18 protein-coding genes and 1 tRNA gene are annotated in these 18,523 nt (G+C 66.7%); 12 read left to right on the top strand and 7 right to left on the bottom strand.

What is annotated here, in order from left to right; all coding sequences use genetic code 11:
- Position 1: 1 nt before the first annotated feature.
- Together J2W14_RS01305 and J2W14_RS01300 are read left to right on the top strand one after the other, a co-directional pair.
- Positions 2-862: a phosphogluconate dehydrogenase C-terminal domain-containing protein gene (locus tag J2W14_RS01305; protein WP_307457261.1), complete on the top strand. Its 861-nt coding sequence runs from the start codon at positions 2-4 to the stop codon at positions 860-862.
- A gap of 308 nt (positions 863-1,170) precedes the next feature.
- On the top strand, positions 1,171-1,506 hold the full coding sequence (locus J2W14_RS01300) for a hypothetical protein (protein WP_307457259.1): 336 nt from the start codon (positions 1,171-1,173) through the stop codon (positions 1,504-1,506).
- A 22-nt stretch (positions 1,507-1,528) separates the two neighbouring features.
- Here the strand turns inward: J2W14_RS01300 and J2W14_RS01295 are convergent, their stop codons facing one another.
- The gene (locus tag J2W14_RS01295; protein ID WP_307457255.1) at positions 1,529-2,281 is read right to left on the bottom strand and encodes a LysR family substrate-binding domain-containing protein; all 753 of its coding nucleotides are present in this window, start codon (positions 2,279-2,281) and stop codon (positions 1,529-1,531) included.
- Positions 2,282-2,371: 90 nt separating this feature from the next.
- Between J2W14_RS01295 and J2W14_RS01290 the strand changes: the two genes are divergently transcribed.
- Entirely contained in the window at positions 2,372-2,776 is a 405-nt protein-coding gene (locus tag J2W14_RS01290; RefSeq protein WP_307457252.1) for a DUF5997 family protein, read from the top strand.
- A 47-nt stretch (positions 2,777-2,823) separates the two neighbouring features.
- On the opposite strand, the gene J2W14_RS01285 is transcribed toward J2W14_RS01290, so the two are convergent.
- The gene (locus J2W14_RS01285) at positions 2,824-3,207 is read right to left on the bottom strand and encodes a VOC family protein (RefSeq protein WP_307457249.1); all 384 of its coding nucleotides are present in this window, start codon (positions 3,205-3,207) and stop codon (positions 2,824-2,826) included.
- A 156-nt stretch (positions 3,208-3,363) separates the two neighbouring features.
- Between J2W14_RS01285 and J2W14_RS01280 the strand changes: the two genes are divergently transcribed.
- Positions 3,364-3,996, top strand: a complete 633-nt coding sequence (locus J2W14_RS01280; RefSeq protein WP_307457246.1) for a hypothetical protein — start codon at positions 3,364-3,366, stop codon at positions 3,994-3,996.
- 78 nt (positions 3,997-4,074) lie between these two features.
- Here the strand turns inward: J2W14_RS01280 and J2W14_RS01275 are convergent, their stop codons facing one another.
- The 4 genes from J2W14_RS01275 to J2W14_RS01260 form a co-directional block, all read right to left on the bottom strand.
- Complete coding sequence (locus tag J2W14_RS01275; protein WP_307457243.1) at positions 4,075-4,557, bottom strand: pyridoxamine 5'-phosphate oxidase family protein; 483 nt, start codon at positions 4,555-4,557, stop codon at positions 4,075-4,077.
- Positions 4,558-4,692: 135 nt separating this feature from the next.
- Positions 4,693-6,216, bottom strand: coding sequence for an APC family permease (locus J2W14_RS01270; RefSeq protein ID WP_307457239.1), 1,524 nt, complete (start codon positions 6,214-6,216; stop codon positions 4,693-4,695).
- Positions 6,213-7,124 carry a universal stress protein gene (locus J2W14_RS01265; RefSeq protein ID WP_307457236.1) on the bottom strand — a complete coding sequence of 304 codons (912 nt, stop codon included), beginning with the start codon at positions 7,122-7,124 and terminating at the stop codon, positions 6,213-6,215. The genes J2W14_RS01270 and J2W14_RS01265 overlap by 4 nt, the downstream gene beginning before the upstream one ends.
- Positions 7,125-7,169: 45 nt before the next feature.
- The gene (locus tag J2W14_RS01260; protein WP_307457234.1) at positions 7,170-8,579 is read right to left on the bottom strand and encodes a flavin monoamine oxidase family protein; all 1,410 of its coding nucleotides are present in this window, start codon (positions 8,577-8,579) and stop codon (positions 7,170-7,172) included.
- Positions 8,580-8,765: 186 nt separating this feature from the next.
- On the opposite strand from J2W14_RS01260, the gene J2W14_RS01255 reads away from it, so the two are divergent.
- Together J2W14_RS01255 and J2W14_RS01250 are read left to right on the top strand one after the other, a co-directional pair.
- Positions 8,766-9,455 (top strand): TetR/AcrR family transcriptional regulator, encoded by a 690-nt coding sequence (locus J2W14_RS01255; protein ID WP_307457232.1) that lies wholly within the window; start codon positions 8,766-8,768, stop codon positions 9,453-9,455.
- 177 nt (positions 9,456-9,632) lie between these two features.
- A complete protein-coding gene (locus J2W14_RS01250; protein ID WP_307457229.1) occupies positions 9,633-10,118 on the top strand; it encodes a VOC family protein in 486 nt (161 codons plus the stop codon).
- A gap of 224 nt (positions 10,119-10,342) precedes the next feature.
- Here the strand turns inward: J2W14_RS01250 and J2W14_RS01245 are convergent.
- A tRNA-Leu gene (locus tag J2W14_RS01245) sits at positions 10,343-10,425 on the bottom strand.
- A 409-nt stretch (positions 10,426-10,834) separates the two neighbouring features.
- On the opposite strand from J2W14_RS01245, the gene J2W14_RS01240 reads away from it, so the two are divergent.
- Genes J2W14_RS01240 through J2W14_RS01215 form a run of 6 tightly spaced genes read left to right on the top strand, consistent with a single transcriptional unit; the run spans position 10,835 to position 18,521 of the window.
- Positions 10,835-11,584 carry an FhaA domain-containing protein gene (locus J2W14_RS01240; RefSeq protein ID WP_307457227.1) on the top strand — a complete coding sequence of 250 codons (750 nt, stop codon included), beginning with the start codon at positions 10,835-10,837 and terminating at the stop codon, positions 11,582-11,584.
- Positions 11,581-12,060: an FHA domain-containing protein FhaB/FipA gene (locus J2W14_RS01235; RefSeq protein ID WP_307457224.1), complete on the top strand. Its 480-nt coding sequence runs from the start codon at positions 11,581-11,583 to the stop codon at positions 12,058-12,060. The genes J2W14_RS01240 and J2W14_RS01235 overlap by 4 nt, the downstream gene beginning before the upstream one ends.
- 2 nt (positions 12,061-12,062) lie before the next feature.
- On the top strand, positions 12,063-13,802 hold the full coding sequence (locus tag J2W14_RS01230) for a PP2C family protein-serine/threonine phosphatase (protein WP_307457220.1): 1,740 nt from the start codon (positions 12,063-12,065) through the stop codon (positions 13,800-13,802).
- Positions 13,799-15,250, top strand: a complete 1,452-nt coding sequence (locus J2W14_RS01225) for an FtsW/RodA/SpoVE family cell cycle protein (protein ID WP_307457216.1) — start codon at positions 13,799-13,801, stop codon at positions 15,248-15,250. Before J2W14_RS01230 ends, J2W14_RS01225 begins: the two co-directional genes overlap by 4 nt.
- Positions 15,247-16,704 (top strand): peptidoglycan D,D-transpeptidase FtsI family protein, encoded by a 1,458-nt coding sequence (locus tag J2W14_RS01220; RefSeq protein WP_307457213.1) that lies wholly within the window; start codon positions 15,247-15,249, stop codon positions 16,702-16,704. The genes J2W14_RS01225 and J2W14_RS01220 overlap by 4 nt, the downstream gene beginning before the upstream one ends.
- A complete protein-coding gene (locus J2W14_RS01215; RefSeq protein ID WP_307457211.1) occupies positions 16,701-18,521 on the top strand; it encodes a protein kinase domain-containing protein in 1,821 nt (606 codons plus the stop codon). The genes J2W14_RS01220 and J2W14_RS01215 overlap by 4 nt, the downstream gene beginning before the upstream one ends.
- The last annotated feature ends 2 nt before the right edge of the window (positions 18,522-18,523 follow it).

Genomic DNA, 18,523 nt, shown 5'->3' with positions numbered 1-18,523 from the left:
AATGTCAGCAGAACAATTGACCGTCGCCGTCATCGGAGCCGGTGGCAAAATGGGAATGCGCGTTTCCCGGAACCTCCAGAAGAGCGCCCACACCGTCTTCTACAGCGAGAACTCCCCCGCCGGCCAGGAACGCATCCAGGCCGAAGGCCGCGAAATAACCGCCACTGAGGACGCCGTCAAGGGCGCCGACGTGGTCATCCTCGCCGTCCCGGACACCGTCCTCGGCGTTGTGTCCGAAGGTGTTGTCCCCCAGATGAAGGCCGGCGCAATCCTGCTCACCCTGGACCCGGCCGCCGCCTACGCCGGCCTGCTGGCCAAGCGCGACGACGTGGTCCAGGCCGTGGCCCACCCGTGCCACCCGTCCGTGTTCCTGGAGCGCACCACCAAGGAGGAATGGGCCGACACCTTCGGCGGCGAAGGCGCACCGCAGAATGTGGTCGCCGCGATCGACGAGAACGCCCCGGAAGAGACCAAGGCAGCCGCCGAGGCCGTCATCCGCACGATCTACGCCCCCGTCATCGACGTGCACTGGGTCACCGTGAAGCAGCTCGCCATCCTGGAACCCACGCTGGTGGAAACCGTGGCCTGCATGATCGGCACCCTGCTCAACGAGGCGCTGCACGAGACCGTGCACACCGCCGGTGTCCCTGAGGAAGCCGCCAAGGCCATGCTGTTCGGCCACGTGCAGATCGCCCTGACCAACGCCCTCCGCGGCTCCAACCCGTTCTCGGAGGCCTGCGAAATCGCCATCCAGTACGGCAAGGACACCATCATCAAGGACGACTGGAAGAAAATCTTCAACGACTCCGAGCTCGACGGTGTCATCGCCAAGATGCTGAAGCTGGACGCCGTCAAGCGCTAAGTTCGAGAATGTGACGGCCCGGCCTCCGGCTCCCCACGAAGTGCGGGGCGTCAAGGTGCGGAACGCCGGGACGGGTGTGTGGGACACGACTTCCACCACCCGCCCGGGGCCCGCCGCCGACGCCTGGTGTGTATCGCGTGCGGCGCTCCGGCCTTTTTCCGGGCTGCCTCAGCACGGCGCAGCGCCGCTTTCGGGGCCGTCCACGACGATCAGTGCGTGTTGACGGCAAGGCCCTGGACGGCGTTCCGGTTCCTCCAGTGACGGCCCGCGGCCAGCTTCCGCTCAGGAGCGCTTGTTAGGGTGGAGGCATGAAACTTCGCCTTGCCGCCTTGTCCGCCGCCACCCTCATGATCGCCCTGACGGGCTGCGGCCAGGTGCAGGACGCCGCAAACAAGGCCGTCAGCGACGGCGCCTCCCAGGTTGCCACGGCGGCCGGGAGTGAAGTGAAGAAGCAGGCCTGCACGCTCGTCGAGGACGGCCTGGTCAGCGTCCAGGACAAGGAACTGCTCGGCGGCCTGGTCGCCGGTGCCGAGACCGCGGGTGTGCCCGCGGAGATCACCACGCCGCTGCGGGAGATCGCCGAATCCGGCGACCAGGTTCCGTCCGATTCCGTCAAGGCCCTGCAGGACGCCTGCGCCAAGTAGCCCTTCCGGGCCGGGCGGCGTCCTAGCGCTTGCCCTTTTTCCGTGACCCCTTGCCGCGGCCCTTGTCCGGGTTGGGCGCGTAGCGCTGCGCCACCTTGGGCTTCTTGACCGCGGGACCGCGCCGGTCCGGCTTCGGTTCCTTTTTGGGCTTTTCCTGCTGGGCGGAGGGCTGGCGGGAGCTCGCGGCGGTCCGGCCGCGGACAATCCCGATGAACTCCTCGATCACTTCGTCCGTGCTGTCGCTGGGCCAGGCCACGGCGATCTCCGTCGTCGGGGCGCCGGTGAGCTGGCGCGCCACGGTGCCTTTGACGTTGAAGTGGCGGGCCACTGACATCGGCAGGATCACCAGGCCGGCCCCCGAGGCCACGACCTGCAGGGCCATCTCCGGTCCGCCGAGTTCGGCGACATCCAGGAAGGTCTCGTTGGACAGGTCGGCGAAGGCCACCTCCTCGAACACGGAAATCTCGTGCCCCTTGGGTGCCACCACCACGGATTGTTCCTCATACAGGGGGATAACGCTGAGGCCTTCGCGGTCCACCGGCAGCCGGACGAAGCTCAGGTCCGCGGAACCGTCGCGCAGCACGCTGAGCTGGGCGCCCTCCTCGGACATAAAGGAGCGCAGCGGAACATCGGGCATCCGCTCTTCCCAGCGCCGGGTCCACTTGCCGGGCGTCACGCCGGCGACGTAGGCAAAACGCAGCTCCCGCACGGCATCTTCGGCCGGGACGGCGGCGGTTTCGTCGGGGGTCTGGGGTGTTTCTTCTGCTGCGGACACATGTTCACAGTACCGCCCGGCCCGGCGCACGGCGGGTGTCAGTGCTCAGTGCCGGTGCCCAGCCAGCCTCTGGCCGGATACCCTTGAAGCATGACCTCTGCAAACTCCCAGTCCATGAAGCCGGCCACCGTTGCCAAGAAGCTTGGCATCTACCTGCCCGCAACACCCCAGGAGTTCCAGGATTCGGTCATCAGCCGCGCCGATTTCGCCGAACTCCAGGCCAACCCGCCGGAGTGGCTTGCCGAACTCCGCCGCAACGGCCCGCACCCCCGCCCGGTGGTAGCGCAGAAGCTCAACGTCTCCATCAGCGGCCTGGCCCGCGGCGGCGTCGAGGAAGCGCTGACGACGGCGGAAATCACCGCGCTGCTGCAGGCCCCCCCGGCGTGGCTGGTCGCCGAACGCTCCACTCACGCTGCCGTCCGCGCCGAGGCCCAGCGGGTCAAGGACGAGGCTGCGAAGAAGGACGCCAAGCAGGCACGCACCGCGGCCGAGTAGCCGCGGCTGCCTTCAGGGCACGCCCCCCGGTCCAGGGGGCGGCCCCCTCAGTCCTGGTGGAGCTGAACGAAGTTGCCGCACCCGTCGTCGAACACCGCCGTGGTGCCGCCGGGACCAACGGATGGTTCGCCCTGGAAGATCACGCCCTTGCCCGCGAGCCGTTTGTACTCCGCCCGGACATCGGTCACGCCCAGGACGATCGCGGGCAGCCCGGCGTCGTGGCATCCGTTCATGTAGGCGGCCCCGACCGGGTTGTCGCTGGGCTCCAGCAGGAGCCCGACTGATCCACCGCCGGACCCGGCCGGGTCCTTCACGATGTAGAGGTTGTGCTCCGGCATGGCCAGGAGGCTCTCAAAGCCCAGGATTCCGGTGTAGAACTCGAAAGCGGCGGCGGGGTCCCTGACGTGGATGCTGCACATTTTCAGTCGCATGGGCCCTAGGCTACGCCGGGGCGGGTCCTGCTGTGAACCGGTCCGGCCGCGGCGGGCTCCCGCACCGTTCCGGGCTATTGACGGCCCTCCTCCAATGGACTCCAATGGAATCAGCGGAACCGTGCCCGTCCGGGCCGGATCCCTGGAGGTGTTGGAATGCCGTCCCTGTTCGAGTCCGCCCCCTTCGCGCTCTGGCAATTGCTGGCCCTGGCCGTCGTCGTCGTGTGCGCGTCCGGAGCCTCGGTCTATCTCGTCCGGAAGCATGTGGCCGCCGCCAGCGATGGCCTGCCCGATGCCGTGTTCTGGGACGTCTTCGCCGGACTCGCCATCGTGGCGCCGGCCGTGATCCTCCCGGCCCTGGCGGCACCGTGGGCCGGACTGCTGCTTGGTGTTCTCGCCGTGGCCGCGGCCGCCGCCTCCTACTTCTGGACTCCCAAGGTTTTCAGCCGGAGCGAGGCCCGCCGGATTTCCCGGGACATAGCGGCCAGTAACGAGGCAGCCGCGGCCCGGCACCGCCGCGCCCTGGCCCGCTGGCAGCGCTACGAACTGGACCCGGCGCACAGCATCGATTATCCCGCCATGAGTGACCCGCGGCAGCCGGAGACGGCCGCCCTGATCCGGGCAATGAAGGCCGCGGAGCAGCTTCGTGGCGGGACGGACGCCGGTTATGCCCCGGCGGTTGACCGGCTGGAACAGGCCCTCGCCGAGGCCGAACAGGCCGCCGGTGTCGGCCAGGACACTCCGGCCCGGCCCGCCGGACTGTCCAGGGTGGATCCGGCCAAGGGCTGAAAGCGCGCATCTCAGCAATAACCCCCACCCTCGGAGATCGCAGCAGGCCGACGCCGGCACCCCCGCGCTTGCCAGGACCTACAGTTCGACCGTGCCGCTTTCGCCCACGCTGACCCGGCTGTGCGTGACCTTGGACTTGACCCACTGCAGCACCGTCGCTGCGGTTCCGCCCGGGCTGGTCCAGTATTCGGCGGAGTCGGAATCGACGTGCAGCAGGACCACCTCCGGGGTATCCGGGCCGTCCGGGAACCAGGCCTCGACCATCTGGTTCCAAAGCTCGTGGATCTTCTGGCGGTCGGTGACGACTTCGGCCGTTCCGGCCACGGACACCCATTCCGTGCGTTTGCCGAAGGAGACGTTGACGCGCGGGTGCGCCCGGACATGGGCCACCTGGGAAGTGTTGGCGGACGTGAAGAACCACATGTCGCCGTCGTCCCTCACATCCTGGACGGCCAGCGGCCGGCTGACCAGAGCGCCCGATTCGTTGACGGTAGTGAACATCCCGATCCGCGAATCGTTGATGATGTCCGTAACTTTGCTGATGTTTTCTGCGTCCGACATGCTGTCACCTCGTTCTGGTTCCGAACGGGGGAAAGTCCCCCTCCCGCCAGCCTATTGGTAAGTTTGCTTACTTTCCAGCGGCTAGCGGAAGAAGGACCTTCCCGGTGTGGTGCGGCGCGGACCTGGTACCCGGCCCTAGTACCCCGTGGGCAGGACCTTGCCCTTGAAGAACTCCGGGCGGATCTTGGCCATGACCAGCATGAGCACGACGCCCAGCAGGATCACGCCCATACCCAGGATGAACACGAGGCCAATGCCGCCGACGGATGATCCGGAACCGTATGCCGGGTCCATGGAGTCATAGGCGGTCTTGACGAACATCACCAGCAGGATGACGCCGCCCAGGAGCGGGGCGAGGAACTTGAAGAAGAATGCCTGTGCCCCGCTGAAGGCCTCGCTCCGGAAGAACCAGACGCAGGCCAGGGCGGTGATGCCGTAGTAGAAGCAGATCATCATGCCGAGTGCGGTGATAGTGTCCCACAACGCGTTCTCGGACGTGGTCCGGGTGATGACGTAGAACCCCGCCGCGGCGATGGCCGCCGCGATGGTGGCGTAGCTCGGGGACTTGAAGGTGGGGCTGATCCGGCCGAACTTGGTCGGCAGCGCCTTGTAGTGGCCCATCGCCAGCAGCGTCCGGGCCGGTGAGACGAACGTCGACTGCAGGGACGCGGCCGAGCTGCTCAGGATGGACAGGGACATCAGGATGGCGAACGGGCCCATGACCGGTCCGGCGAGGACAGCGAAGATGCTGCCCTGGTTTTCCGGGTTTCCGGCGCCCAGGCCTTCCTGGCCGATGCCGGCGTAGGACAGGGTGGCCAGTGCGACGGTCATGTAGATGATCACGATGACCAGCACGGTGACGGTGGCCGCGCGGCCCGGGGTCTTCTCCGGATTGCGGGTTTCCTCGTTCATGGTCAGGGTCACGTCCCAGCCCCAGTAGATGAAGATCGAGAGGGAGACGCCGGCAGCGAAGGCCGAGAAGGATTCGACGGCGAACGGGTTGAACCACTCGGGGCTGATCGCGGTGGCATCGAAGGCAGTGCCGTTGGCGACGTGGCTGAAGGCGGCGACGGCAAACCAGCCGAGCACGAAGAGCTGGAATGCGACCAGCACGTACTGCACGCCCTTGGTGGTTTCCATGCCGCGGTAGGAGATCCAGCAGGCCAGCGCAATGAACACCAAGGTAGTGGCGATGTTCAGCGGCAGGTTCAGGGTCAGGTCAGCCAGTTCGGGGTTGCCGAACAGCTGGGCCAGCATGAGGTAGAAGAAGTCCACGGCCACGGCGGCCAGGTTGGACAACACAATGATCGTCGCGGCGATCAGTCCCCAGCCGCCCATCCAGCCGATCCAGGGCCCGAAGGCGCGGGAGGCCCAGGTGAAGGAGGTTCCGGCGTCGGGCATGGCGTTGTTCAGTTCCCGGTAGCCGAACGCGACGAGCAGCATCGGAATGAAGCCCACCAGGAAGATGGCCGGCAGTTGGACGCCGACTTCGGCGACCGTCGGGCCCAGGGCCGCGGTCAGCGTGTACGCCGGGGCGATGCAGGACACGCCGATGACGACGGCGCCGATCAGGCCTACCGATCCGGCTTTGAGGCCCTTGGCGCTCAGTCCTGCGTGGGTGTCGTGCGAGGCCTTGGCCGCCGCGTGTTCGGTACTCATTGGGGTGCCTCTCCTGACGTGTCGTTCGACGTTGGGTGGTTCTGGTGCTTGAGTTCGTAGCCGCTTGGCACCACGAGCATCGGCACGGGCAGGGCGCGGAGGATCCGGCTGGCCGTGCTGCCCAGGAAGATGGAGCGGCCCTGGGCCAGCCGGCTCGACCCGATGACCAGGACCTCGCCGTCTTCCCAATCGAGGCCGTCCACGGCCTCCTCGATGCTCCGGCCCTGTGCGACGACGACTTCCGTCTTGGCCGCCAGTTGGACGCCCGACGGGCTGACGGGCGCCGCTGCCGCGACGGTCTTCTCCGCGTACTCTCGGGCGGCCGTAGCGGCGGTTGAGTCGCCGCCGTCGAGCGCGAGCAGCGACACCACGCGCAGCGGGACCGCCCGGTTCGCCGCCATGCCGATGGCGAAGTCGAGCAGCTTCTCTGCTCCCGCCCGGGTACCGAGTCCGCAGCTGATCCGGGTAAGGGCTTCCTGGCGGTAGTAGCCGTGCGGTGCCAGGGCCACCGGAACGGTGGACGCGTGAAGGAGCGCGCTGGCCACCGAACCGATGGTGAACCGCTTGAACAGTCCGCTGCTGGTGGCCCCGATGACCAGGACGTCTGCCCCGAGTTCCTCGGCCGCCTCGATGAGAGCGTGAGCGTCGGAGTCGCCGCTGCGGATGTGCGCTTGCGCCGGAACGTCGGCCGGGACGAGAGCCAGGGCCTCGTCAAGCCATTGGCGAGCCTGCTCGTTCAGAAGGTTCTCGAAGCCTGCCTTGGGCGCATGGGCGGCGCCGAACTGCTGGACTTCCGGCACCACCAGGACGAGATCCAGGCTGGCACCGCGGCCGCGTGCCAGCGATACGGCCAGATTAACGGCATCGTGGCCTCTGGCATTGGCTGAATACCCCACTACGTAACGCATCTGGCCGATCCTTTCTGAACTGTTGGGTTGGGTGGGAGGTCCGGGTTAATGGGAGGCCACGGAGCTGCGGTCTGCGGCTGCGACGATCCGGGCCGCAGTCTGGCGGCCCATCCGGACCGCGCCGTCGACGTGCTGGTAGCCCTCGGCAGCGAGGTCCGAGGAGGACCAGTAGATCGGGCCAACAGGGGCGTGCTGGTCCTTGCCGTAGCGGTGCAGTCCGCCGAGGTCGTAGCTGGAGGCATAGGCGCCGCGGGTCCACTCCTCAGAGCCCCAGTCCGATTCGTAGTAGACCTCCGGCTCGAGGGCCTTGTCCCCCAGGAATCTGGCCATCGATTCGAGGATGGCCCGGCGGCGTTCCTCGGCGCTGAGCTCGAACATGGCATCGGCTTTCTCATCCGAGACGAAGCCGACCAGGGTGCCGCGGGCGTCCTCGTGGTTGGTGTTGTCGTAGACCTCCTGGACCAGGGCGCCGGCGCCGAAGCAGGTTCCAGAGAGGCCGTCCTCGCGCCAGAACGGGGTGCTGTAGACGGCGTGCACCTTGATGACCAGGCCGAGTGACTGGTGCTGGTGCATCTGGTGCTGGCGGCGCGGCAGAGGCGGGTTGAAGGAGACCCGGGAGTAGAGGTTCGGCGGCACGGCCATGATGACGAAGCGCGCCTTCACGGTGGCGCGCTCCGAAACAGCGGTCACCTGGTGGGCTGTGTTTTCTCCCATTACTCCTGGGGAGGCCGGCGTCCAGTTGATGGTGCGCACCGGGCTGTCCAGAACGACGTCGTCACCCAGTTCGGCGGCGAGCAGCAGGGAGAGCTGCTGCATTCCGCCGATGACGCGCTTGTCCAGGATGAAGTCCTCGTCGGTGAGGTGGGTGAAGGATCCGGCGGAGGCTGCCATTAGCACTGCCTGCAGTGCGGAGAAGGCGTGGGCGGGTTTGGTCAGCATGCCGCCAGCAATGAAGAGCCCGATGTTGTTGCAGGCTTCCTCGTCCGAGGAGTTCTCCCGCAGCCAGTGGTGGAAGGAGATGGTGTCCAGCTCGCGGGCCTTGGGGTGCGCCCACGGTTCGGTGGGGCCGATCTCGGCGGCGAGAGAATCCAGCAGGGCGGTGAGCTTGTCCATTTCGGCGGCGGTGGTTTCGCTGACCGGGAAAGTAGCGCCCGTGTAGAGGGTGCGCCTGCCGTCGGAGCCGATGTAAACGGATTTGCCGTCGCGGTAACGGGAGTAGGTCTGCAGGCCAAGCTCGTCAAGGAGGGCCAGTAATTCAGTCTGGTCCGGGGAGACCCACTGGCCGCCGATCTCCAGCATGGCTCCGTCGACCGTGTCGGTCCAGGTGCGGCCGCCGACACGGTCGCGCGCCTCCAGGACGGCCACGCTCAGGCCGGCCTTCTTCAGCTCCCGTGCTGCGGTCAGCCCGGCGGGGCCAGCTCCGACGATGACGACGTCGCGGTCAAGTTCCAGCATGATGTCCTCTCTGTGGCCACTGTAGTGATGCGTACCACTAAATGAATGCCGTTCATTTACGATAGACTATAGACCCTTCGGAAGCATCAGGGAAGACCTCCTGAGCACTAAATTTCGCCGGGTAAGTGCCCGTAAAGTGGGGGCACAATGGGAGCATCCAGGACACCGACCGCAGAAAGGCCAGCAATGCCGGCACCAACTAGCGCCCCTGCCGATCCGCACCGCCACGACGCCAAGCCGCGCCGCCGGGTGGGCCGGCCCGCGGCGGCTGTCCTCGACCAGGACGGCATCACGGCGGCGGCGCTGCAGCTCATCGGGAAGAGCGGCTATGACGGTTTCACGATGGCTGCCCTGGCCCGGACGCTGAACGTGGCGCCGTCGGCCCTGTACAACCATGTCTCGTCCAAACGCGACGTCCTGGTGCTGGTCCAGGACCACCTGACGTCCTTCGTTGATGTGTCCAATTTCGAGGCCGAACCGTGGGACCAGGCCGTGCGCAGCTGGGCCTGGAGTTACCGCGACGTGTTCTCCAAGCACACGCCGCTGATCCCGGTGATCGCCGTGCTCCCGGTTACCGATGCCCCCAAGACGCTGGCCATGTATGAGGCCGTCAGCGCGGGGTTCAGCCGTGCGGGTTTTCCGCAGGGGCTGATCGTGTCCGCGATCGTGGCCTTGGAGTCCTTCATCTTCGGCTCGGCCTATGACGTCACGGCGCCTGCGGACATTTTTGACTCCGGCAGCATGGCGGACTCGACGCCGAACTTCACCGCGGCCGTCAAGCAGCAGGACCTGGAAGGCTACGACAAACCCGCCGACGTCGCGTTCAACCTGGGCCTGGAGGCGATGATCGCGCGTTTTGGGACGTTACGCGGCTGACCGCCCGTCACGCCGACGTCGACGGGGCGTGACCGGGGCGCGCCTTCGTCAAGGGACGGGCCCTCCCCGGGAGCGCAACGACGTCGCCGAACACGAAGCCGGAAGGGGGAAGATTGGGAGCCCGCAGCGGCCGATTCACCGGTTCTTTCCGGGGCCTGCAGTGAGTACGATGCGTCCATGAGTGGTGACGCAAGTAAGCCCATCGATGGCGCCCGATACGGGCACACGAATCTGATCGCACGCGACTGGCGCCACCTCTCCGACTGGTACGTGCGTCTCTTCGGATGCACACGGGTCCCGCCGGAGCGCGACTACTCGGGGCAAGACCTCGAGCGCGGCACCGCCGTACCGAACGCTGCCCTTCAGGGCGTGCATCTGCGCCTGCCCGGGCATGGCGATGGCGGCCCGACGCTCGAGATTTACACGTTCGCATCGACGAACGGAGCGTCGGAAGCGGGCATCGACCGGCCGGGCTTCCGCCATATCGCGTTCGCGGTCACGGACGTCCACGCCGCTCGACGCCGCGTCCTCGATGAGGGCGGGAACTCCATCGGCGAAGTCGTTACGCTCACGACAGCTGACGGGCGCCGGGTCACCTGGTGCTACGTCACCGACCCTGAGGGCAACGCCGTCGAGCTGCAGAGCTGGGCGCCACCGGCTTGAGGGGACCCTTCGAGCTCCTGGCGTGATTTCCCGGAGGAACGAGGAACACTGTGCCGCAATGTTAGCGCTTGCGAGATTCGATGTAGGCCATGTTGATTACTATGCGTACAGGCCGCCCACGGCGGTTGCCTGATCGGGAGTCGCGTGGGCGAAACGTGGTTGCGCGTGGGCAAACAAAAAGAACCCCGGGAAATCATTAATTTCCCGGGGTTCTTTCATTTGCGTGCGCGAGGGGGGATTTGAACCCCCACGCCCTTTCGGACACTGGCACCTGAAGCCAGCGCGTCTGCCGTTCCGCCACTCGCGCGCAACTTCTTCCACGTAGTTTTCGGTCCAGAATCGTGCCGTAAACCTCGTAAAAGCAGCGAGATCAAGCATAACGGACAACAGCGGGAAAACACCAATCGGCCTCCCGGGCGGGACAGGTCCTGACGTTCCGCGCCGGACATCCGGGGCCGGCACCACCGGGACCAAGACCCCACCGAGCCACCTGGACGCCGTCTCCGGCGGGGTGCAGCGAGCCGGTGTCCGTGCACGTCAAGGCCGGTCCGGCGCACTTTCCCGGCGCGGGGTGGCGACGCGCATTAAGGCCATTCCCAGACTCGCCCAGTAGTATCTGATGTAGGAGTGCCCGCTAACAGCGGGCTCCCTCGGATGTGGGAAACCGAGTTCCGGAACGAATGCTGCCCTGCAGCCGTCACGAAAGGAGAAGGACCATGGGATTGCTGGACAAAGTCGAGCGCGGCATCGAAAAGGCCGTCCGCGGAGTCTTCTCCACCGGTTCTCGCGCCCAGGTCGAGCCGGTCGAGATCGCCAGCCACCTCCGCCGCGAGGTCGACAACAAGGCCATCACCATCGCCGCGGGACGGACCCTCGCCCCCAATGTCTTTGACGTCCTCCTCAGCGACGACGACTTCACACGGGCCCAGGAATGGGGCACCCCGCTGGCTGAGGAACTCTGCGACGTGGTCATCAACCACGTGCGCAGCCAGGGCTACACCCTCCAGGGTCCCGTCCGGATCAGTTTCCGCCGTGACGGGGACCGCCGCGCCGGCGACTTCGAGATCAAATCCCGGACCGAAAAGACCGCATCCCCCTCCGCGCCCGCCCAGCCGGCCCCCCACGCCGGAATGCCTGCCGCGCCAACGCGCCAGCCTTCCCGGATGCAGCCCGTGCTGGACATCGACGGGCAGCGCTACTCCTTGAACGCTCCGGCGATCGTGCTGGGACGCTCCTCGGAGGCAGACATCCTTATTGACGACACCGGCGTTTCCCGCCGCCATCTGGAGATCCGCACGGGACCGGGCACTGCCCAGGCCGTGGATCTGGGCTCCACGAACGGCAGCTACGTCAACGGCCACAAGATCGCGGGCTCCTCGGAACTCACCGACGGCTCCACGATCACAATGGGACGGACCAAGATCATCTTCCGACTTTTGCCCGCCAGCCCAGGCGGCCGCCGATGAGCGAACTGACCATCACGGCCCTGCGCTTCGGTTTCCTGCTCCTCCTGTGGGTATTGATCTTCAGCATCGTTGCCGCCATGCGACGCGACCTCATGATCGGACGCAAGGCAGCAGCGGGCGCCCCCACAGCGCGGCAGGTCCGCAAGAACCCGGCCCTGGCCGAAAAGGCAGCCCCCGTCAGACAACAGCCCCGCCAACTGGTCGTGACCGAAGGCCCGCTCAAGGGCACCACGATCCCGCTGGCCGCGAGCCCCATCCTGCTGGGCCGCGCCCAGGAAGCCACCCTTGTGCTGGAGGACGACTATGCATCGGGCCGCCACGCCCGCCTGTTCCCGCAGGGCAGCCGCTGGTTTATCGAGGATCTTGGCTCGACCAACGGAACCTATTTGGCCGACCAGCAGCTCACCAGGGCACTGCCCGTAGAGCTGGGTGTCCCCGTGAGAATCGGCAAGACGGTCATTGAATTGAGGCCGTAGCCGTGGCTGCCCCTGATCGCCCCGCAGACAGGGCCGAAGGCAAAACAACTGCCCCTAAGCGGCCGCTCATCATGCGCTACGCCGCGCGCTCCGACGTCGGTCGCGTGCGCGCGAAGAATGACGACTCCGCCTACGTCGGCCGCCACCTCGCCGTCGTCGCCGACGGCATGGGTGGACACGCCGGCGGCGATGTCGCCTCTGCCGCCACGGTGCTGGACATGATCCACCTCGATAGCGACGATTACGACGGCGACGCCGGCACTGTCCTGGCCGACGAGATCCAGACCGCCAACTCGCTGCTGTCCGAACTCGTCCACATCAACCCCAAGCTGGCTGGCATGGGGACCACCGTCACCGCCCTCCTGCTGGCCGAGGGCAAGCTGCACTTCGCCCATATCGGCGACTCCCGCGCATACCGGCTCCGGAACGGCGAATTCGAGCAGGTCAGCGTGGACCACACTTTCGTTCAGCGCCTCATCGATGAAGGCCGTCTCCGCCCGGAAGAAGCGGAGACCCATCCGCACAAAAACGTCCTGATGCGCGTCCTCGGCGATGTCGACGCCAGCCCTGAACTGGACCTGGCGACGCTCGAGGTCGAACCGGGTGAGCGCTGGCTACTCTGTTCCGACGGTCTGAACTACGTCGCCGGCCACGTTGTGGAGCGCACCGTCCGGGAGACCAACAGCCTGCGGGAATGCGTTGAGCTGCTGGTCGATCTCACGCTGGAGGCCGGTGCCCCGGACAACGTCACCGTGGTGATGCTGGAGATCGTCGAACCGACCACCGACGACGTCCGGACCGCCGCCGTCGAAATTGTCCCGTCGACGCTGCCGTCCACCGTAGCCGCGGCCGGGTCCGAAGGCGCCCGCCAGACCGGAAACACCTTTGGTGCAGCGAAAACTGCCGAGACGCCGCCGAAGACCCAAGGACCGGCCGATACCGGCGCCTCCGCCACCCTCCCACTGGCCGGTGGGGCCGCATCGGCCCCCGCTCCGTCCGGGGCCGCAGACTCCCATTCCGACCCCGGCGCGGCGGGCGAACCGCCAACCTCCACCGACCCGCACCTGGGTGAGCATCTGTCCGCCGAGGTGCTCCGCGAGGAACTGGCCGGGCGCCCCCACGAACTCGTGGGCGCTGCCGCAGCCGCCGCGGAATCCGGCTCCATCCCCACCATTGCGGGGCGCACCATGGCCCGCCGGGCGGCAACGGTCCTGACTCACAAGTCGGAGCAGGCAAGGGAGGAAGCCGAAGAGTACCGGCAGGCCGGCCGTCCCCGCCGCTGGGTGACGGTCTCCATTGCCGCGGCCATTGTGGCTTTCCTCATGGTGGGTCTATGGCTGGGTTACGCCTGGACCCAGACGCGGTACTACATCGGCGAGCACGACCAGCATGTCGCCATTTTCAACGGGGTCTCCCAGCGCCTGGGACCCATCCAGCTCTCCACCCTCGAAGCGGTGACCGAAATCCGGATGTCAGATCTCCCTGAATTCTCCCAGCAGCGGGTACGCCAGACCGTGCCGGCCCGGGACCTCTATGACGCCCAGCGGATCGTTAAGAACCTTGAGCGCACCGGCACCACCGCCCCCGCGGACGAGTGCATCACCCCGTCTCCGACCCCTGCCACCCCCGGCGCGACCGCGGACCCCAGTGCCACGGCCGACCCGGGTGTCACGCCGGGTCCCGGCGCGACCGCGGCACCTTCGCCGGCGGCGACGGCCCCTGTCTGCGAGGTGGGGAATTGACATCCATCGATCCCACGCCCCGGCCGCGGCGGAACGTGGAACTGGTCCTGCTGGTGCTGGCCCTTGCCGTCGGCATTGGGGCCAACGCCCTAGTCGGCGTGGACCAGCAGAAAGCGTTCGACACCGATTTCTGGTTCCAGTCGAGTCTGCTCGCCGCCGCAGCCCTCGCGTTCCACATCGTCCTGCGCCTCCGGGCAAAATATGCCGATCCGGTAATACTTCCGCTGGTGGTGGCGCTCAACGGCCTCGGCCTCGCCATGATCCACCGGCTGGATCGGGTCGGGGAGGACACGGGCAACAACCAGCTGCGGTGGACCCTGGTGGCCATGGCCGTTTCGATCGCGGTCATCTGGTTCCTCAAGGACCACCGGATCCTCCGCCGGTTCACCTATATTTCCCTGGCCGCCAGTGCCTTCCTGCTGATCCTCCCGTTGGTTCCCGGCATCAGCGCCGGTGAAATCCTGGGCGCCCGGGTCTGGATCAAGTTCGGCTCGATGACCTTCCAACCCGGGGAGATCGCCAAGATCACCCTCGCTATATTCTTTGCCGGGTATCTTTCCTCCAACCGCGATCTCATCCTGCTGGCCGGCCGGAAAGTCGGTCCCATCCAGTTCCCGCGGTTCAAGGACATGGGTCCTATGATCGCCGCCTGGCTCGTGAGCATCGGCGTGCTGATCTTTCAGCGGGACCTCGGCTCGTCGATCCTGTTCTTCGGACTCTTTCTGGTGATGATCTACGTCGCCACGAGCCGCATCAGTTGGGTGATCATCGGCGTCGGGCTCATCGCGGCCGGCGGATTCGTCGCCTCCCGCGTCTTCTCCCACGTCGCCCTGCGGATTGACGGCTGGATCAACGCCTTCACCGACGAGGTCTACGGCCGGGCGTTCGGCGGCAGCCTGCAGATCGTCGAAGGTCTGTTCGGCATGGCCAACGGCGGACTGGTCGGCACCGGCCTCGGCCAAGGGCGCCCCAATCTGGTTCCGTTCGCCAATAGCGACATGATCATTGCCTCCTTCGGCGAGGAACTCGGGTTGATCGGTCTCTTCGCGATCGTCCTGATGTACCTGCTGCTTTTCACCCGGGGCTTCCGTGCCGCGCTCGGCACCCGTGACGCGTTCGGGAAGCTGCTCGCCACCGGGCTGTCCTTCGCCATTGCGCTGCAGTGCTTTGTCGTGATCGGGGGCGTCACCCGGCTCATACCCCTCACCGGCCTCACCACGCCGTTCCTGGCCGCGGGCGGTTCCTCACTGCTGGCCAACTGGATCATCGTCGGACTGTTGCTGATGATCTCGCATACGGCGCGCGGCCCGGTGGACACAACACCGCTAGCTCCCGGTGAGGAACCCGACCCACAGAAAGTACTGCCTGTCATGCCTTCGAAGCCGGCCACTGTGCCCGGCACCGGACGGAACAGTCCGGACGCCCCGACCGAGGCGGTGAAGCTGTGAACCAAGCCATTCGCAATGCCTGGATCGCGGCGATCGCGATGTTCGTCCTGATCTTCGGTGCCCTCAGCTACGTCCAGGTGGTCGGAGCGGACGAATTGGAGGCCAACGCCTGGAACAAGCGGACCCTCCTGCAGAACTACTGCAACGACAGAGGCGCCATCATCGTGGGCGGCACCCCGGTGGCCGAATCCGTCGCTGCCGATGAAAGCTGCAAGTTCCAGCGGACCTACAACCAGCCGGAACCGTACGCCGGGATCACCGGCTATTTCTCCAGAAGCTTCGGTGTGACCGGCCTGGAGAAGACGATGAACAAAGAGCTCGCGGGTAGCTCGGACCAGCAGTTCCTGGACCGGGTCGGCCAGCTCTTCCTGGGCAACCAGCCCAAGGGCGCCTCGGTGGAGCTCACGCTCGATCCCGAGATCCAGAAGCTCGCCTACGACCTCATCCCGGATGGCCAGCGCGGATCGATCGTGGTGACCAATCCGAAGACCGGCGCGATCCTGGCCATGGTGTCCAAGCCCTCCTACGACCCCAACCTGATCGCCACCCAGGATCCCGTGGCAGAGGCTGCCAACTTCGCCGAACTGAACAAGGTCCCCGGGATCAACCTGAACCAGAACGTTAGCGGCCCCACCGGGGCTCTGCTGGCACCGGGATCCGTCTTCAAGCTCATCGACACGGCCGCGGCGCTTAGCTCGGGCAAGTACAACAAGGACAGCGTCCTGCCCAACCCGGCGGAGATGTCCTTCCCCGGCATCCAGTACACGCTGCCTAACTATGCCGGCGGCAACTGCTACACCCGCAACACGGCGACGTTCGCCTTCGCTCTGCAGCAGTCCTGCAACACTCCGTTCGCCAGCATTGCCCTGGACCTGGGGCAGGCGGCCATCGCGGACCAGGCGGAGAAGTTCGGCTTCGGCCAGGACTTCGGCGACCAGCTGAAGCTGGACTCCGCCCCGAGTTTCTTCCCGACCGAAGAACTGGACGACGCCAGCCTGGCGCAGTCGTCGATCGGCCAGCGGGACGTCCGGGCCACCCCGCTGCAGATCAACCAGATGACAGCTGCGATCGCCAACGGCGGGGTGCAGATGCAGCCGAACCTGATCAAGGCCGTCCGCTCCCCGGACCTGCGGCCGATCAGCGAGCCGAAACCCCAGGCACTGCAGACCTCCACCACGCCGGAGATTGCCCGGCAGATCAACGAGTGGATGGTCAGCGTCGTCGACGACGGGATCGCCAGTAAGGCGGCAGTGCCCGGCGTGAAGGTGGCCGGCAAGACCGGAACAGCGGAACTCGGCGACGGCCTGAACAACTCATGGTTTACCGGGTTTGCCCCGGCGAATGACCCGCAGGTGGCTGTCACCATCGTCATTGAAGGCGTAGACATCACCACCGGCGCAACACTAACCAGTCCGAACGCGAAGAAGATTTTTGAGGCGGTGTTGAATAAGTGAGGCCTTCATCAGGAATCACCCTCGGCGGCAGGTTCCAGCTGACCACGCGTATTGCGATCGGCGGCATGGGAGAAGTCTGGAAAGCCAAAGACCTGATCCTTGGCCGCATCGTCGCCATCAAGGTGCTCAAGGAGGAGTACACGGGCGACCCCGGCTTCCTCCAGCGTTTCCGCGCCGAAGCCCGCCACACGGCGCTCCTGAACCACGTGGGCATCGCCAATGTCTTTGATTACGGCGAGGAAGAAGGCTCCGCCTACCTCGTCATGGAGCTGGTCCCGGGCCAGCCGCTGAGCAGCATCATCGAACATGAACAGGTGCTCTCCCCGGACCGCACCCTGTCCATGATCGCGCAGACGGCCCGCGCCCTCTCGGTGGCCCACGCCCAGGGCCTGGTCCACCGCGACATCAAGCCGGGCAACCTGCTGATCACCCCGGACGGCCGTGTCAAGGTCACGGACTTCGGCATCGCCCGGCTGGCCGACCAGGTCCCGCTGACCCAGACCGGACAGGTTATGGGCACCGCCCAGTACCTGGCTCCGGAGCAGGCAACCGGCCAGCTTGCTACGGGCGCCTCGGACATCTACGCCCTCGGCGTGATCGGCTACGAGTGCCTCACCGGGCACCGCCCGTTCTCCGGGGAATCCCAGATCGCGATCGCTCTGGCCCAGGTCAATGATGCGCCGCCGCCGCTTCCGGAAACCCTGCCGAAGCCGGTCCGCGCCCTGCTGATGTCCATGCTGGCCAAGGACCCCAAGAACCGCCCGGCGGACGCTCTCAAACTGTCGGAAGCCGCCGAGGCCATCCGCAACGGCGACATCCCGGCAGCACACGCCGCCGTCCCGGGCATGCTGCTCTTCGAAGCAGCCACCGGGCCGATCACGGCACCGGTGGACATCCCGACGGCAGCAACCGGCGTCATCGGCGCTGCAGATGGGACGACGTCGGCCACTTCTGCGCTGCCCGTGGTTGGCGCCGCCGGAGCGGGTGCCGCAGCAGGGGTTGCTGCCGGGGCCGCCGCCGCCAGCGCGTATGGAGCCCGCAACACACTGTCGCGTGCCGACGCCCTCGCCGCGGAACGCAATTGGGTCCAGGAGGACGACGACTACGACGAGCCGGCCACTGAGCCGGAACGCCGCGGACGCAGCCCCTGGACCTGGCCGCTGATTGCCCTGATCCTGCTGGTGCTGTTCGCACTGGTGGGCGTCATGCTGACCCAGGCCGGGATTCTGTTCCCGCAGACTCCGGCGAGCAGCAGCAGCGCCGCCATCACTAGTGCTTCACCGGCCACCACAAGCGCCTCGCCCACGACCACCAGTGCCAGCCCCACCACCACCTCCGCGGCACCGACGCAGTCCACACCGGCCGCCATTAACCTGATTCCGGAGAGGTACCTCGGCCGGCTGTACAACGACGTCCGCAGGGAACTGATCGGCCTGGGCCTGGGCGTCACCGGGGCAGAGGTCTTCGACGAGTCCGCCCCCGGAACGGTTGTCGAAATCGACCCCGCCGGGCCGGTCCAGCCAGGCACAACGATCACGGTGTCCTACTCCAAGGGCCCGGAAGCACCCCAAAGCGTTACGGTGCCGACCCTGCAGTCCGGGGCCAGCGAAGCCGCAATCCAGCAGGCCATCCAGAACGCCGGCCTGCGCTGGGCGAAGGGCGCGGACGTGAATCCGACGAACAAAAAAGAGGCGCCCGGGACCTTCGTCAGCGCCGAACCTGCTTCCGGCAGCGAGGTGCCCGCCGGCTCGGTCGTGACCTACCACCTGGCCAAGGCCGCGGCCGCGGAATCAACCCCCAGCCCCACGGGAACGTAGCC

Origin of the sequence: Pseudarthrobacter oxydans, from assembly GCF_030812335.1 — a bacterium.
GTDB classification, from domain to species: domain Bacteria; phylum Actinomycetota; class Actinomycetes; order Actinomycetales; family Micrococcaceae; genus Arthrobacter; species Arthrobacter oxydans_B.
This window is presented reverse-complemented; position numbering and strand designations above follow the sequence as displayed.